This window comes from Atribacterota bacterium, assembly GCA_039638595.1.
Classification (GTDB): Bacteria; Atribacterota; Atribacteria; order Atribacterales; family Caldatribacteriaceae; genus Profundicultor; species Profundicultor thermophilus.
The window spans coordinates 1-14,372 of the sequence record JBDIWM010000021.1; the positions used below are offsets into that span (position 1 = coordinate 1).

A 14,372-nucleotide genomic window follows, 5' to 3' on the forward strand; every position below is an offset into this window, starting at 1 on the left:
TTGCAGCAGGAAGGGATCTCTATCCTTTTTGTGAGTCATAAACTCGATGAAGTGCTGGAAATTTCTGAAAAAGTGACTATTCTCCGTAATGGAGAAAATGTTGCTGACGGTGATCGGTCCAATTTCGATCGCAATAAGCTGGTTTTTTATATGACCGGTCGGGAGATAGAAGAGAGTCGTTACCAGTATGCTGGTAATTTGGATGGCAAAGAACCGTTGTTGCGTGTTGAAAACCTGAGTTGTCGGGGAAGTTTCGTTGACGTTTCGTTTGCAGTTTATCCTGGGGAAATTGTTGGCATCACTGGTTTGCTGGGTTCCGGGCGCACAGAATTGGCTATGGCCCTGTTTGGGTTGAAACCAGCAACCGGGGGACAAATTTATTTAGAAGGAAAAAAAGTTCGGATTCGAAACGTTCAGGATGCTGTCCGACATGGAATTGGCTATGTTCCGGAAGACCGCCTAACTGAGGGTTTGTTTTTGCCCCAATCGATTGGCAATAACATCATAGTCAGCGTGATCTACCGTTTGTTGAGGAAAATGGGACTTGTGGATCCGGTACAGAAAAATGCACAAATTAAACGCTGGGTTGAGGACCTTAAAATTGTGACACCATCGCCACTTCTACCGGTAAGAAGCCTTTCGGGAGGAAATCAACAGCGGGTGGTGTTGGCAAAGTGGTTGGCGACGATGCCTAAGCTTCTGGTGCTGAATGGTCCTACCGTGGGTGTTGATATTGGCTCCAAGGCTGAAATTCACAAAATCATCCGTTCCCTGGCTCAACAGGGCATGGGTGTTATTATTATTTCTGACGATATACCGGAAGTTGTCCAGAATTGTAACCGTGTCTTTTTGATGAAAAAAGGACGAATTGTAGAGGAATTCATTGGGGATCAGATTACTGAGGAAGAGTTGACCAGTAAGATGATTGGAGCTGGTGCTATGGCCCAAAAGCCAGAAAAGGTGACTGCAAAGTGAGATTGCGGGCAAAAGGAGAATGAGGATGCTATGAATAAGCTCTTGGAGAAGCATGAGGTATTTGTCGCTTTTATTATTCTGGGTCTTGTAATGGTCTTTGGTGTTATCAATCCCAATTTCTTTACCCGAGCGACTTTGTACGACATGTTGCGCTCCAGTGTGGTAATGGGAATTTTTGGAATTGGGGTTTTGATGGTCCTCGTTTCAGGAGGTATTGATATTTCCTTTACCGCCATCGCCGCTTTTTGCATGTATGTGACCACTCGTTATCTCAAAGGAATTGGTTTTGAAGGTTCGGTTCTCCTTGCCTTTGCAATGTCTGGTGCTTTGGGAATTCTTCTGGGAATGATTAACGCCTTGCTCATTTCTTCTTTTAAGCTTCCAACGTTGATTGTTACACTTGGTACATCGAACATGTTTCGTGGATTCATGCTGGCTTTTATCGGAACAAAAATCATTAGTGTTTTACCACCGGGTATGGTACGTTTTTCCCGCATGGAACTTTTTCCGGTAACCACGGCAATCGGAGGAACCAACGGTTTGTCAGTGTCGATTTTTGTACTGGCGATTGTTGTCCCAATAACCTGGTTTATTCTGAAATATACCATGTTGGGGCGGGGGATTTATGCCCTTGGTGGAGATCGGGTTGCTGCTGAACGTGCTGGTCTTAATGTGAGCGTCATTCAGTTTTTTATTTACTGTTATGTGGGTTTTCTGGCTGGCATTGCTGGCGTTGTTCATGCTTCGTTAATTCGGACAGCCAGCCCCTTTGATCTGGTGGGTACAGAACTCTCGGTTATTGCTGCTGTGGTTCTCGGTGGTGCTCGCATTACCGGTGGACATGGAACGGTTCTGGGTTCTATTCTGGGAGTGTTCCTGGTGGTCATCATGAATAATAGTCTCATCATGATGGGTGTTCCGTCCTACTGGCAGAGTGCGGTCATTGGCATCATTATTCTCATCGGTACCAGTATTACTGCGTTTCAGAGTAAACGCACTGGTCGAATAAGCCTTGTAGAGATTGAATGAAGGTAAGGAGACGATACCATGGTGATGAATTCACTGACTCGTTCTCAAAAGCTCTCAAATCCTGGGATAAAGTCGTTATCAGCCAGGATGGATAGTAACCTCTGGCGTTTATTGTTGATTACGATAGCGGTTTTCCTGATTATGGGTTTATTACGTCCTCATACCTTTTTAACCTTGCGTAACTTTCGCTCCATGTCGTATCAGTTTCCCGAACTCGGGGTGTTATCGATTGCCATGATGTTGACCATGTTAACCGGAGGGATTGACCTCTCAGTAGTGGGGACAGCAAACCTAGCTGGAATTCTTGCTGCGAAGTTTTTGATCAGTATGGTGCCTGCTGGAAGTGAAGGTCCAGTTGGGGTTGCCATCTTTGGGGCCATCCTGATTGCTCTGGGGATTGGCGTGCTCTGTGGTCTTTTCAATGGTTTTCTGGTATCTAAAGCGGGAATTCCTCCGATCCTCGCAACCCTCGGGACCATGCAGCTTTATATGGGTATTGCCATCGTAATCACCAAGGGATACGCAGTGTTGGGATATCCGGAACAATTCCTCTTTATCGGTAACGGAGTTTTATGGATTTTTCCAATCCCGCTTATTTTGTTCGTGATCGTGGCTGCCATCTTTACGGTGATTCTCAATAAAACCGCTTTTGGCCTTCACGTCTTTATGTTGGGAACCAACGCCACAGCGGCTCGTTTTTCTGGCATTAATAACACTCTGGTCCTGATGCGTACCTATTTAATATCCGGATTTCTAGCAGGTTTAACTGGTGTCATAGTCATTGCCCGCACGAATTCTGCTAAGGCCGATTACGGTACTTCCTATGTTTTGCAGGCGGTTCTGGTGTCCATTCTGGGGGGTGTGAACCCAAGCGGGGGCTTTGGCACGGTTTCGGGGTTGATACTGGCCATTCTCTCCTTACAGTTTCTTTCCAGTGGATTCAATATGCTCCGATTCAGCAATTTCTTTAAAGAATTCATTTGGGGTTTTTTACTTATTTTAGTTATGGTCATTAACTATCTCAGCACTTCGTACCAGTATCGTCGCCGGTTAGAAAGACAGAAAAGAATGGCCAAAGCGTAGGTGGGATACTTTTTGAAAGCCCAATGTTTATTATAGACGTTGTATTCCCATTTTGAGCAGGGGAATAATCAGTGCGCTGAGGGCGGTTGATGCGGCGATCATGCTGGTAGCGTACTCATAGTCAGCTCGGTAGAAGCGGGCAAGAATTGACGCTTGCATCATAACCGGCATGGCTGACATCACCACGAAGACTTCCTTTACCAGCGCGGGAGGCGGGAACAACTCCGCCACAAGGAGTACAAACAAAGGGGAGATAATAAACCTTCCCAGAAGGACCAGTATCAAATCTTTTGTAAGCCGGATTTTCTTAAAGTCCACGGTGGTACCAACACAGAGAAGCGATAAAGGTGTGGTGATGTTTCCAATTTTCATTCCAGTGGTAAAAATAATTTGGGGAAGAGGACACTCGAAAAGGACGAGCACCAATCCTATAAAGAAAGCCACAAACGGAGGGTTACAGAGCCGCTTTATAGTTTTACCCAGGGAAAAGCGTTCATCATCATATATATTTCCTGAAGAGGCAATACTTAAGGCGCCAAGGGTCCAGAAGAAGGTAGTGTTCACCATGTAGTACAGTAAGATGAACGGCGTAACGCTTTCCCCAAAAAGAATCTGACATACAGGAAGTCCAACAAAGATGGTGTTGGAAAAAGAGAAAGCAACCAAGAAAACTCCTCGGCGACTTGTAGGGATCTTGAGATAACGCCCCAGGACTGTGGCAAGGAGGTACGATAAAAACATTGACAAAAAAGGGACCGGGATGGCTTTTACCAGACTGAGCAAGCTATCTCTGGTAAAGTTCGTGGTGATGTTCACCACCATATATGGAGGGAGCGTGATATACACCACGAAACGGGTTAAAAACTCGGATTCTGCCTTTTTGATCCATCCGAAACGACTTAAGCAATAGCCAATCCCAAGAATGATGAGGATGGTGAAAATGCCCTGTGTTGTCTGGAAAAACTCTTGCACTTTTTCTTCCTCTTTTTCTCTATTATACCCTGGTGTTTTAATCATTCCATGAAGTTTTTCAAGTTGTCAATCTGATTGAGCTACTCATTGCTTTTACTTTTGCTGAGTAGGGAATACCAAACTCGAACATGAGGCGCAAAAGGAGACACAATTCGTTAGAAGGGTGTGTCGATATGGGGTATGGGGACGTCGTCTCTAAAAATTTTTTAAAATTTCCTTAATACCCCCTTGACAATTTTTTCTCCTTCTTGTATTCTATACTTACCACGGGTTCTGGGAAACTGGAATTCGGAGAGTGAAACGAAGAAGAGAGGTATCTTGAAAGAGAAAACTCTCGGTTCTTCCTGAAAGGGAAGAAGAAAGTTCACTCTGAAGCACCAGGTTGAAGTGGAGAAATTCTAATCAGCTTGGTGAGATAAAGGAAGAAGGTTTGCTGGGACCTGTGGTGCAGGAAACCGTGGATTCTGAGGAATCGGAAGGTTCAACGAACTGAAGGGGTAAAACCCTGATGTTCCTAAGGGGGCCAGAGAGCTCGGGTCTCTGAAGAAAAAAGTTGAACAATGAGGGTTCGTTGGAATCCACGGTTTTTCATTTGTCGGTTTTTCCTCCATCCTGCAGGCTTTTATTCTATCTCCCCCTGTAGTTTGGTCTTCGTTTTGCATTTCAAATCATCTTGCTCATTTCCTGCCATGGCTTCTTTCCGCTTTGGTATTTTCTGGAACATTTATTTACTTTGAATGGATTTTCCTTTCTCAGATCGTGCTTTGTTTGTGCTCTATGGTTCACCTGGATGTTTCTTGTTTTTTTCGTTTTTGATTACGACAAGGTGTTCGGGTAAAAAAGCGCTCATTCGGCGGGAGGGTAAAGGTTATGAACACCCCCTTTTGGATTTATTTAGAATGAATAGCAATACGAAATGTTAAAGTTTTTTAACCATTGGTTAAAAATCGTTTGACCCCTTCGTGACAGAATAAAGCCAGGTACTTTATAATACTTTTGAGGAGGAATGAGAGCATGAAGCGATTCGGTGTTGGTATTATGGTGTTGGTGTTTGTTCTCGGTATAGCGTCTTTAGGATTTGCTCAGAAACTGGTTCAAATCGATGGGTCGAGCACGGTGTACCTTATCAGCGAAGCTGTCGCTGAAGAATTTCAAAAAGCGTATCCGAATGTCAAGGTTGTAGTGGGAATTTCTGGAACCGGTGGTGGATTCAAAAAGTTCACTCGTGGAGAGACGGACATTAGCAATGCGTCACGACCCATTAAATCTTCAGAAATGGAAGCAGCGCAGCAGAATGGTATTGAATACATCGAGATTCCAGTTGCTTTCGATGCCCTGGCTGTGGTGGTCAACAAGGACAATGATTGGGCAAAATCCATGACGGTGGAAGAACTGAAAAAACTCTGGGAACCCGAGTCGAAGGTGACCATGTGGAGTGATATTCGTCCAGAATGGCCCAAGGAGAAGATTACCCTTTTTGGTCCTGGGGTGGATTCTGGTACCTTTGAGTACTTCACAGAAGCGATCGTGGGTGAGGCCGGTAAATGCCGTGGTGACTTTGTGGCCAGCGAAGATGATAATGTTCTGGTGCAGGGCGTGAGCCAGGACAAGTACGCTTTGGGGTACTTTGGTGTGGCGTACTATGTTGAGAATCAGGATGTACTCAATGCCGTGGCCATTGATAGCGGAAATGGTCCTGTAGAACCGCTTCCGGAGAACGTGATTAACAATACCTATCGACCCCTGGCAAGGCCGCTATTTATCTACGTGAACAAGAAAAGTGCTGAGCGGGATGAAGTGGCTCGATTCGTGGAATTCTATCTGAAGCACGCTGCGAGGTTGGCTGAGGAAGTTGGGTATGTGCCACTTCCGGAAAAAGCGTATGAGTTGGCCAGCAAACGTTTTGAAAAGAGAAAAACCGGTTCGGTTTTTGGTGGAAAGGGAGCTACACCTGGGGTGTCCATTGAGGAAATTTTACGGAAAGAGGGAGAATAGCTCTGAAAGAAACAAAAAAAGCAATACAACGTGGAGTTTCGTCCCCGGGACTGATTTCTCAGACGGTCCCGGGGATAGGGTCTGGAATAGAGAAAATTGGCGTTTTAAGACGGGCGAAACGTCAGGAGAGTTTTGTTAAAAGGCTGCTTTTCGTTTTTAGTTTGGTGTCCATTTTTACGACTTTGGGTATCATTTTTATCCTTGTTTTTGAAGCGTTCGGTTTTTTTCGTAAGGTCAGCGTTGTGGAATTCCTGACCAGCACCAAGTGGACACCTCTTTTTTATGAAAAACATTTCGGTATTCTGCCGCTTCTAACGGGTACAGTGCTTGTTACCGTTATTGCGATTCTGGTTGCCGCTCCTTTAGGGATTCTGACCGCACTTTTTTTGAGTGAGTATGCTTCGCCTCAGATGCGGCGGATGGTAAAACCAATTCTTGAGATCCTGGCAGGTGTTCCAACGGTAGTTTATGGCTATTTTGCTCTCCTGTTTGTGACTCCCCTTTTGCGACGGTTTATTCCCTCTATCGCAGGGTTCAATGCTCTTTCTCCAGGAATCGTCATGGGAATCATGATTTTACCTCTGGTCGCTTCTTTGAGCGAAGATGCCATGCAGGCCGTTCCGCTCAGTTTGCGTGAAGGTGGTTATGCCTTGGGGGCTACCAAATTTGAGGTGGCAACCCAAATTGTTTTTCCGGCCGCCTTTTCAGGTGTTACTGCTTCATTGGTTCTGGCTTTGTCTCGGGCGGTTGGGGAAACGATGCTGGTCACCATTGCTGCAGGCCAGATGCCCCAGTTCACTTTTAACCCCTTGGTACCCATTGAAACGATGACTGCCTTCATTGCCCAAATCAGTATGGGTGATACGCCTACGGGAAGCCTTGAATATCAAACTATTTTTGCGGTGGGACTGGTGCTCTTCCTTTTAACATTTTTCCTCAATCTCCTGGCGCGTCGACTTCGAGAACGTTTCCGGGAGCGTTATCAATGAAAAAGAATGAAAAATTGCCATTGCGGGGCGCTCTTCCGAAGAAGAGAATGCAGGAGCGGATCTTCTTTGTTCTGGCCGCTTTTGCCCTTTTGGTATCGCTCTTAACGCTCTTTGTGCTGCTCATTGATACCCTTCATGATGGTCTTCCGCAATTGAGTTGGAAGTTCCTCACCGGTTATCCCTCTCGTAAAGCGGAACAGGCTGGTATTTTCCCCGCCCTGGTAGGGAGTATTTACGTCACGCTCCTTACTGTCCTTTTTGCCATTCCCATAGGGGTAGGAACTGGAATTTATCTTGAAGAATACGCTGAAAAGAACCGGTTAAGTAATACCATTGAAGTCAGCATCTCCACCCTGAGCGGAGTACCTTCAATCCTCTATGGGATGCTGGGTCTTGAGCTTTTTGCTCGGGCACTTGGTTTTGGAAGGACTATCATTACTGGTGCTTTGACTCTGGCTCTTCTTGTGTTACCCATTGTGATTGTAACTACCCGTGAAAGCATTCGGGCGGTTCCCCCATCGCTTCGAGAAGCGGCCTTTGCGCTGGGTGCGACTCGTTGGCAGGTGATCAAAGACCATCTTTTGCCGGTGGCGTTTCCGGGAATTCTTACCGGGGTTATTCTCACCATTTCTCGAGCGATTGGTGAAGCAGCTCCCCTAATCATGGTGGGGGCTCTCACCTATATTGCGTTTCTTCCTCGGGGTATTACCTCTCCGTTTACGGCTCTCCCGATTCAAATTTTTAATTGGGTTTCACGCCCTCAAAAAGCATTTCAAGCCAACGCTGCGGCAGGGATTATTGTACTTCTTGCTCTGACTCTGACTTTGAACTCTCTGGCCATTTTTTTACGTAACCGTTACCAGAAACGGATGTCTTTCCGAGCTTTCTGATTTCTTGGGGCATTTGGATTGAAAATGGTCTTAAAAATTGCTTTTTTATCCTTTTTTCTTTGTTTTTTTTTGGAAAATGAGTAAACTTATGTTCAAAGAATCTCTTCATTGAGGAGAGATAGGGGGACTGGTGATGGAAAGTAACGAAAAGAAAGTTTTCCGACTGGAGGGTTCTGATGTGGTGGTTGTTATCCGCGATGGGCGGGTCGACCGGGTTATGTGTGACGATCCCTTGATTAATGTGACCGTAATCAATTTTGGTCAAGGTCAAGAAGGGTTTTTCCACGAAGCTCGAATGTTCTTTTATCCCCTCAATGAGTGGGATCGATTTGAGTTACAGGAAATTGTCGAAGAGTACAACCAACGGTACCAATATGGGCGACATATTCCCGGGAACAACCAGGTTTCCTTGGGAACAGAGGAAGGAGAGCTTCCTCGTTCGGATGACTATGATTGGGCTCAGGTAGACCCCCATCAATCGCCACCACTTTTTGGAGAAGAAGTCTATAACCCTGGGAAAAGCTGTGATGAATGAACGTGCATGGTTCCAGATAGCGAATTGCTCCTTGAAAGCGCGATAGAGAGCGGAGTCTATTTCCAGTTACTCCATCCTCTGGAGAGGATTGTGTACAACGTGAATACCCTCTGTAACCAGATGGCGGAAAAACGACTATGGGAAAAGCTGGGAGCGGTTATCAAAGAGGAAATGAAAAGAGGGATGAAGAGGAACTATGGTATCAACTGTTTATCGCTCCGGGAAATGAAGGCCATCACCATAGAAGTCCTTAATCGAAAAGAAATTCGTAGAGAACTCGAGACGGCTGCGGTGTTGCGGTGTTTGATTTGTGGAAAAAAGTTGGGGAAATGGTATGTGACCATCAATGATCGCCGAGTGGAAAGCACAAAAAGAGATAAAAGAGTGAGTGAGGATGAGGCGGTTTTTTATGGAGTGATTCCCAGCCGGGCAGAAGATAATGAGGAGTACTGTTACGTGCTCCGCGGGGCAATGGATTACTGGGAAGCGGTGATGGAATTGATCCATCACTTGATAAAGGATCATGGAGAGGAACTGGGGAAGAGGCTTTTACCAAAAGAGCAGTGTACCGAGGCTGATCTTTTCAAGTTAGTCTTTGATCTGGTGGTACAGAGCATTGAGAAGGTCCTCAAACAGGAAGTGCTCTTTTACGAGCGGGCAATGCGAGTGAAAGGTTTTCCTTTCCGCTCTTTGGCTCTTGAGAGGCGCATGGTTCGGAGAAAGAAAAAAATGACCTTTGAGCGGATCCGAATGGCCTATACAGAGGCAAAAAGTCACGCAGAGGTTCTCCAAAGCCTGGAGTTGTTTGAAGACGGATATTATGATATCGAGGTTATCTATAAGGATGCACCGAGCGCTGAGGAAATGGCTCTCTATCGGGAAAGCGGAGTCAAATCTTCTGGGAAGGAACGATCTTCCCAGATGAAAGTTTGGCGGAGGCCATATCTTCAGTCCAAATTATGGGAGGATCTTGAAAGGATGGTAGGGAGTATCGAAAAGGGCATTCCCGTCAAGATATTCTGCGAACAGCGTGGTAAAGACGCTGGTATTTTTTGCTCATCGGTGGAGGAACTCGTAGCGCATTTGGTTCGCCATCATCCGGATGTCTCTTTGGGAAAGCGTTTTCTGAGAAAGATTGTGAAGGAATGCACCTCAATAGGGTGGCTCTACCACGCTCGGGAGAAAATGCGCCAGGATGTTTTTGCTTATCTTGGACCACACTATGTTGATATGTTACCGCCTGTGGGGCGAAGGTCGTGTGTACAGTATGGCATGCTTCGGCAAGACCAGAACAGGGTCTATGAACTGTACACCAGGTCTTTTGAGCCGTATCGAAAATATCTACTTGGGAGGAAGAGGAAAGATTGAGTAAAACGTCGAAAAAGAGAAAAACCAGTATCATTTTCTGGGGCCTTTTGTGTGTGTTCCTGGGGGGAGTTTTGTGGCTGGTACATGAAGCCACCCTGGCTTTTCTCGTAGCGGGAGTGGTCTTTGGAGTAGCGACGTTGGTCACCAAGCAAGAGAATGGTAAAAGTACTGAGAGAGACGCCGAAGAGGCCTGGAAAGAAATTGTCAAAAGACTTCTTGATGAGGAGGTCGAGATTGCTATCCGTGCTCTGGTGAATGAGCAAGAGGACGTGGTCCTCTATCGAGAGTTTATTGATCCAAAGAGGGTCTTGGGGAAGAATGCTCGCAATATCCCGAATACGGGGTTTGAGGAATTATTTTACTGTTACTTCCTTTTGAAATGTTTGTCTTCTTGTGATTTAGGGAAAATCGAAGTGATGACGGACCGGGAGATTGAAAGGTGGCGCAAAATATGGTGGCATAAATGGAAAGAGGCCTTTTGGTCAGAAGTACCATCATCCCTGCGCCAGGTCCTCGTCGATCATTTTGAAGAGTAGTGGGGAGAAGTGGTTATGAAAGAAGTCATAGTATGCTGTGTCTGTAAGACGGTGTTGGAGCCCGGTACCCATGACTGGTGGGTGAACGAAAAAGGAGAAAGGTTGCCCATATGTCATGCCAGCTGTGCAGGATACAGCGTAAAACTGTACAATAGGCCGTGTCCTTGTCACAGCTATCACCTGGTACAACCGGAACCGCGGAAGGTTGCCGCTCCCTGCGAAGAGCGTTTTCATGCTGCGCTGGAACGGTACTGGAAGAATCGAGAAGAAGGAGAAAAGGTGCTCGTGGAAGTGATTGGTGAAGTGTACTTCCATGGGTGCGTCCTGGGTCTTAATCCCCCCAATGGAGAAGAGTGGTTGCAATATGTCCGGAGTGGGCTGATGTACCATGGTTTCAATGTCGTTGAGGTTGAACGGCTTATTGCCCTGGCTACCGATGGAGGAGGATGGAAAGAGCCCCACCTCGATAGCACAGGTTTTCCTTAGACGGGTCTTGGTATGAGTAGAAAATTCGAGCCGATAAATTTGACTTTCGGTTCTTTCCAAAATTGGGGGAATCCAATACAATTATGGAAAATGAGCAAGGGAGGACAGCGATGCAGGAACTGGAGTGGATATGGGTCAATGGAAAACTGGTGCGGTGGCAGGAAGCACAGACACATGTTTTGACACATGCTTTGCATTATGGGACAGCAGTTTTTGAAGGGATTCGTTGTTACAAAACCCTCAAGGGACCGGCTGTTTTCCGCCTGGATGAACATATTCGCAGGCTCTTTGACTCGGCGCATATCATCAAGATGTGTCTTCCCTATACGCAAAAAGAGGTCAAGGAGGCAACGCTTTCAGTTATTCAAGCGAATAGGGTTGAGGAGTGTTATATCCGACCCCTGACTTTTCGGGGGTATGGGGAGATGGGTGTTGACCCCACCAGGTGTGAGGTCGATTTTGTGATTGCGGTTTGGTGCTGGGGAGCGTACATGGGAGAAAAAGCGCTCCGGGAGGGAGTACGGGCGAAAATCTCTTCATACGCTCGGAATTATATCAATTCGAGTTCGCCGCGGGCGAAAGTCAGTGCCAATTACCTGAATTCCGCTCTGGCTAAGATAGAGGCCAAAGAGCTGGGATATGATGAAGCGATTCTTCTGGATGTGAACGGCTTTGTTGCCGAGGGGAGTGGAGAGAATATTTTTTACGTGAAGAATGGTGTCCTCTATACCCCTCATCCGTATTCCATACTCCTCGGTATTACTCGAGATTCAGTGATCCGGATTGCCAAGAATCTTGGTCTTGAGGTACAAGAAACGCTTGTGACTCGTGATGATCTGTATCTTGCTGATGAGGCTTTCTTTACGGGAACGGCGGCTGAAATTACCCCCATCGTAGAGATTGATGGGCGGATGGTGGGAACGGGAAAACCTGGGGCAATCACCCGTCGTCTACAGGAAGTCTTTTTCAGAGTGGTGCGGGGTGAAGAAGCGGGCTATGAAAGCTGGTTGAGCTATGTCAAGGAGGTTTAAAAATGATCGGTCCACAAGAATTTTGGGAAAATTATCGCCAGGGCATCAAAGAGGTAAAGAGTGCTTCTCCTTCCACGGTGGAACATTATTCTTCCTTTTATGCCAAGGTAATGCAGGACGGAGCGTTGAGTCTGAAAACGAAGGAACTCATCGCTCTGGCGATAGGACTTGCCATTCACTGTGAGCACTGCATTATCCTCCATGTGCGAGGTGCACTCAAAAATGGTGCTGCTCTGGAGGAGGTCTGGGAAGCAGCTCAGGTAGGAATAGCCATGGGCGGTGGACCGGCTTTTACCTTTCTTCCTCTGGTGAAGAAAGCCATGGAGGAATTTGGAAGTTAGGGTGTTTTCTGTTCTATCCCTTTCAGATAACGGAGGACGCTGGACTCGGGGGTGAGGACCAGCGTATCCCCTTCAGAGAAGGATTTTTCGTAGAGCTCTAAGGTTCTCAAGAACGAGAAGAACTCCGGGTCCTGGGCATAGGTTTCAGCATAAATTTTGAGTGCCCGGGCCTCTCCTTCTCCTCGGATAATTTGAGCTTGTTTCCGAGCCTCGGCAAGAATTAAGGCTTTTTCTTTATCGGCTTCTGCCCGAATTTTGGTTGCTTCTTCTTCCCCTTCCGAACGGTACTGTTTGGCCTGCCGTTCGCGTTCGGCTTTCATGCGTTGGAATACGGCCTCTTCGTTTTGTTTGGGAAGGTCAGCACGTTTGATGCGCACATCGATTATTTCCACCCCAAATCCTTCTGCTTTGAGGCTGGCATTCCTGGTAACATTCGTCATCACTTCTTTACGGAGTTCTGAAACCAGCTGGAAAAGGTCTACTTTTCCAATTTCAGTGCGCAATTCAGAGTATACCACGTCATCAATACGCTGGACAGCTCCAGCTTCGGTGACCACGGTCTGAAGAAAAAGCAGTGGGTCTTTAATGCGCCAGCGGACGTAACTGTCGGTGACCAGGGTTTTTTTGTCTTTGGTGATCACTTCTTCCGGAGGCGAGTCGTATTCAAGGATTCGTTTTTCGAATTTGCGAACATTTTGAAAGGGGTAAGGGAGCTTGAAATGTAAGCCGCTTTCGGTGACCGTCTTGAGGGGTCTACCCAGTTGCAAGATAACTCCCTGTTCGGTCTCATCCAGAATATACCAGGGTTTGAAAATGGCCAGGAGAATAATGATGATGGAAAATATGGCCAGCGATAATCCCCACTTTTTATTCATCATTGTGGACTCCTTTTTCCTGATAAAGAGGGAGGAACTTCAACACGTCTTGAGCCGTCTTCTCACTGTCAAATACAAACTTTCTGGTTTTGCTGAAAACTTTTTGTAAAACTTCTAAGCTGAGGCGTTCCCGAACGATGACTTTTCCCAACCGGTATTCTTCAAGGAGTTTACGAAATCGTTCAGTTTCACCTTCGGCTTCACGAATGCGAGTTTCCCGAAAGGCTTCAGCTTCTTTGATGATTTGCGCCGCTTCGCCCCTGGCCTGTGGAATGATCTGATTCTGGTAAGCCTGGGCTTCGTTGATGAATCGGGCACGATCCTCCCGAGCACTGGCCACATCTTTGAAGGCTGACATGACTTCTTGAGGTGGTTGCACATCTTGAAGTTGCACGGCGATCACCCGAAGACCCGAGCTGTACCGGTCCAGGATATTTTGAAGGAGATTCATGGTTTCGGCTTGAATTGCTGCTCTTCCGATGGTGAGCACCTCATCAATGGTTTTTTTGCCCACCACTTCACGCATGGCTGCTTCAGCAGCACTTTTGACAGCCATTTCTGGATTTTTGATGTTAAAAAGATAGCGGTAAGGGTCAGAGATGCGATATTGCACGATATACTGACAGCTGACGATATTTTCGTCTCCGGTCAGCATCAGGGACTCTTCAGGCCTCAGTTCATATCGGGCAGGAGGTCCGGGGTGGATGGTCCGAAAGCCGACTTCAACTCGCCTGACTTCGGTAATTTTGGGCCTGGTCACCGCTTCAAAGGGGTAGGGAAGGTGGTAGTGAATCCCTGGGGGAACGCTGCCTACGAAACTACCCAATCTTTTGATGACTCCCATTTCATCTGGTCCCACAATGTATATTCCACTGAGTAGGTATATGGCGAACACGACCAAAACCAGGTATGACCCCAGTTTTTTCAGAAAACGGAGGACTCGGGAATTGTAAATGGTGATTACTTTTCCTTCAAAGTCTTCATACATATTTGTATTATACCATAGGACACCTTTCCTTTTTTGGTTATTCTTGACCTGTATTATTCATTCTCGATTTGATGCCGTCATTAGAGTGCTGGCTCAATCTAATCTGCTTTAGGGGATTACCCACTTCTCGTAATCCTGGAATGGAAAACTGTGTTCTACCGAATCATTTTCTCCGAATTCGCCTTTTTTTGTGACTCCGTGACTCAATCTTGCCCAAATTTCACGGTTCTTCTCCTTCTACTATTCCCAAGGAGAGGGGGAAACGGTATATTTACTTTG

At 46.4% G+C, this 14,372-nt stretch carries 15 protein-coding genes; 12 read left to right on the plus strand and 3 right to left on the minus strand.

Features of this window, described 5'->3' with window-relative positions; translation table 11 throughout:
- From ABDK92_06270 to ABDK92_06280, 3 genes are all read left to right on the plus strand, one after another.
- The coding region (locus ABDK92_06270) for a sugar ABC transporter ATP-binding protein (protein ID MEN3186227.1) at positions 1-975 on the plus strand (975 nt) is incomplete at its 5' end.
- A gap of 30 nt (positions 976-1,005) precedes the next feature.
- Entirely contained in the window at positions 1,006-2,004 is a 999-nt protein-coding gene (locus ABDK92_06275; GenBank protein ID MEN3186228.1) for an ABC transporter permease, read from the plus strand.
- Positions 2,005-2,022: 18 nt separating this feature from the next.
- A complete protein-coding gene (locus ABDK92_06280) occupies positions 2,023-3,087 on the plus strand; it encodes an ABC transporter permease (protein MEN3186229.1) in 1,065 nt (354 codons plus the stop codon).
- Between the two features lie 30 nt (positions 3,088-3,117).
- Here the strand turns inward: ABDK92_06280 and ABDK92_06285 are convergent, their stop codons facing one another.
- Positions 3,118-4,059, minus strand: coding sequence for an AEC family transporter (locus tag ABDK92_06285; protein ID MEN3186230.1), 942 nt, complete (start codon positions 4,057-4,059; stop codon positions 3,118-3,120).
- A 1,038-nt stretch (positions 4,060-5,097) separates the two neighbouring features.
- Between ABDK92_06285 and ABDK92_06290 the strand changes: the two genes are divergently transcribed.
- From ABDK92_06290 to ABDK92_06330, 9 genes are all read left to right on the plus strand, one after another.
- Positions 5,098-6,054 (plus strand): PstS family phosphate ABC transporter substrate-binding protein, encoded by a 957-nt coding sequence (locus ABDK92_06290; GenBank protein MEN3186231.1) that lies wholly within the window; start codon positions 5,098-5,100, stop codon positions 6,052-6,054.
- An 86-nt stretch (positions 6,055-6,140) separates the two neighbouring features.
- A complete protein-coding gene (pstC, locus tag ABDK92_06295) occupies positions 6,141-7,043 on the plus strand; it encodes a phosphate ABC transporter permease subunit PstC (GenBank protein MEN3186232.1) in 903 nt (300 codons plus the stop codon).
- On the plus strand, positions 7,040-7,933 hold the full coding sequence (pstA, locus tag ABDK92_06300) for a phosphate ABC transporter permease PstA (GenBank protein ID MEN3186233.1): 894 nt from the start codon (positions 7,040-7,042) through the stop codon (positions 7,931-7,933). The genes pstC and pstA overlap by 4 nt, the downstream gene beginning before the upstream one ends.
- Before the next feature lie 133 nt (positions 7,934-8,066).
- Entirely contained in the window at positions 8,067-8,468 is a 402-nt protein-coding gene (locus tag ABDK92_06305; protein ID MEN3186234.1) for a hypothetical protein, read from the plus strand.
- Positions 8,469-8,474: 6 nt separating this feature from the next.
- A complete protein-coding gene (locus tag ABDK92_06310; protein ID MEN3186235.1) occupies positions 8,475-9,836 on the plus strand; it encodes a hypothetical protein in 1,362 nt (453 codons plus the stop codon).
- The gene (locus tag ABDK92_06315; GenBank protein MEN3186236.1) at positions 9,833-10,372 is read left to right on the plus strand and encodes a hypothetical protein; all 540 of its coding nucleotides are present in this window, start codon (positions 9,833-9,835) and stop codon (positions 10,370-10,372) included. Before ABDK92_06310 ends, ABDK92_06315 begins: the two co-directional genes overlap by 4 nt.
- 15 nt (positions 10,373-10,387) lie before the next feature.
- Positions 10,388-10,858 carry a hypothetical protein gene (locus ABDK92_06320; protein ID MEN3186237.1) on the plus strand — a complete coding sequence of 157 codons (471 nt, stop codon included), beginning with the start codon at positions 10,388-10,390 and terminating at the stop codon, positions 10,856-10,858.
- Positions 10,859-10,968: 110 nt separating this feature from the next.
- Positions 10,969-11,889, plus strand: a complete 921-nt coding sequence (locus tag ABDK92_06325) for a branched-chain amino acid transaminase (GenBank protein ID MEN3186238.1) — start codon at positions 10,969-10,971, stop codon at positions 11,887-11,889.
- 2 nt (positions 11,890-11,891) lie between these two features.
- Entirely contained in the window at positions 11,892-12,230 is a 339-nt protein-coding gene (locus tag ABDK92_06330; GenBank protein MEN3186239.1) for a carboxymuconolactone decarboxylase family protein, read from the plus strand.
- Here ABDK92_06330 and hflC read toward each other — a convergent pair.
- Both hflC and hflK read right to left on the minus strand, forming a co-directional pair.
- Positions 12,227-13,108 (minus strand): protease modulator HflC, encoded by an 882-nt coding sequence (gene hflC, locus ABDK92_06335; protein MEN3186240.1) that lies wholly within the window; start codon positions 13,106-13,108, stop codon positions 12,227-12,229. The genes ABDK92_06330 and hflC overlap by 4 nt on opposite strands.
- On the minus strand, positions 13,098-14,093 hold the full coding sequence (hflK, locus tag ABDK92_06340) for an FtsH protease activity modulator HflK (GenBank protein ID MEN3186241.1): 996 nt from the start codon (positions 14,091-14,093) through the stop codon (positions 13,098-13,100). The genes hflC and hflK overlap by 11 nt, the downstream gene beginning before the upstream one ends.
- Positions 14,094-14,372: the final 279 nt, after the last annotated feature.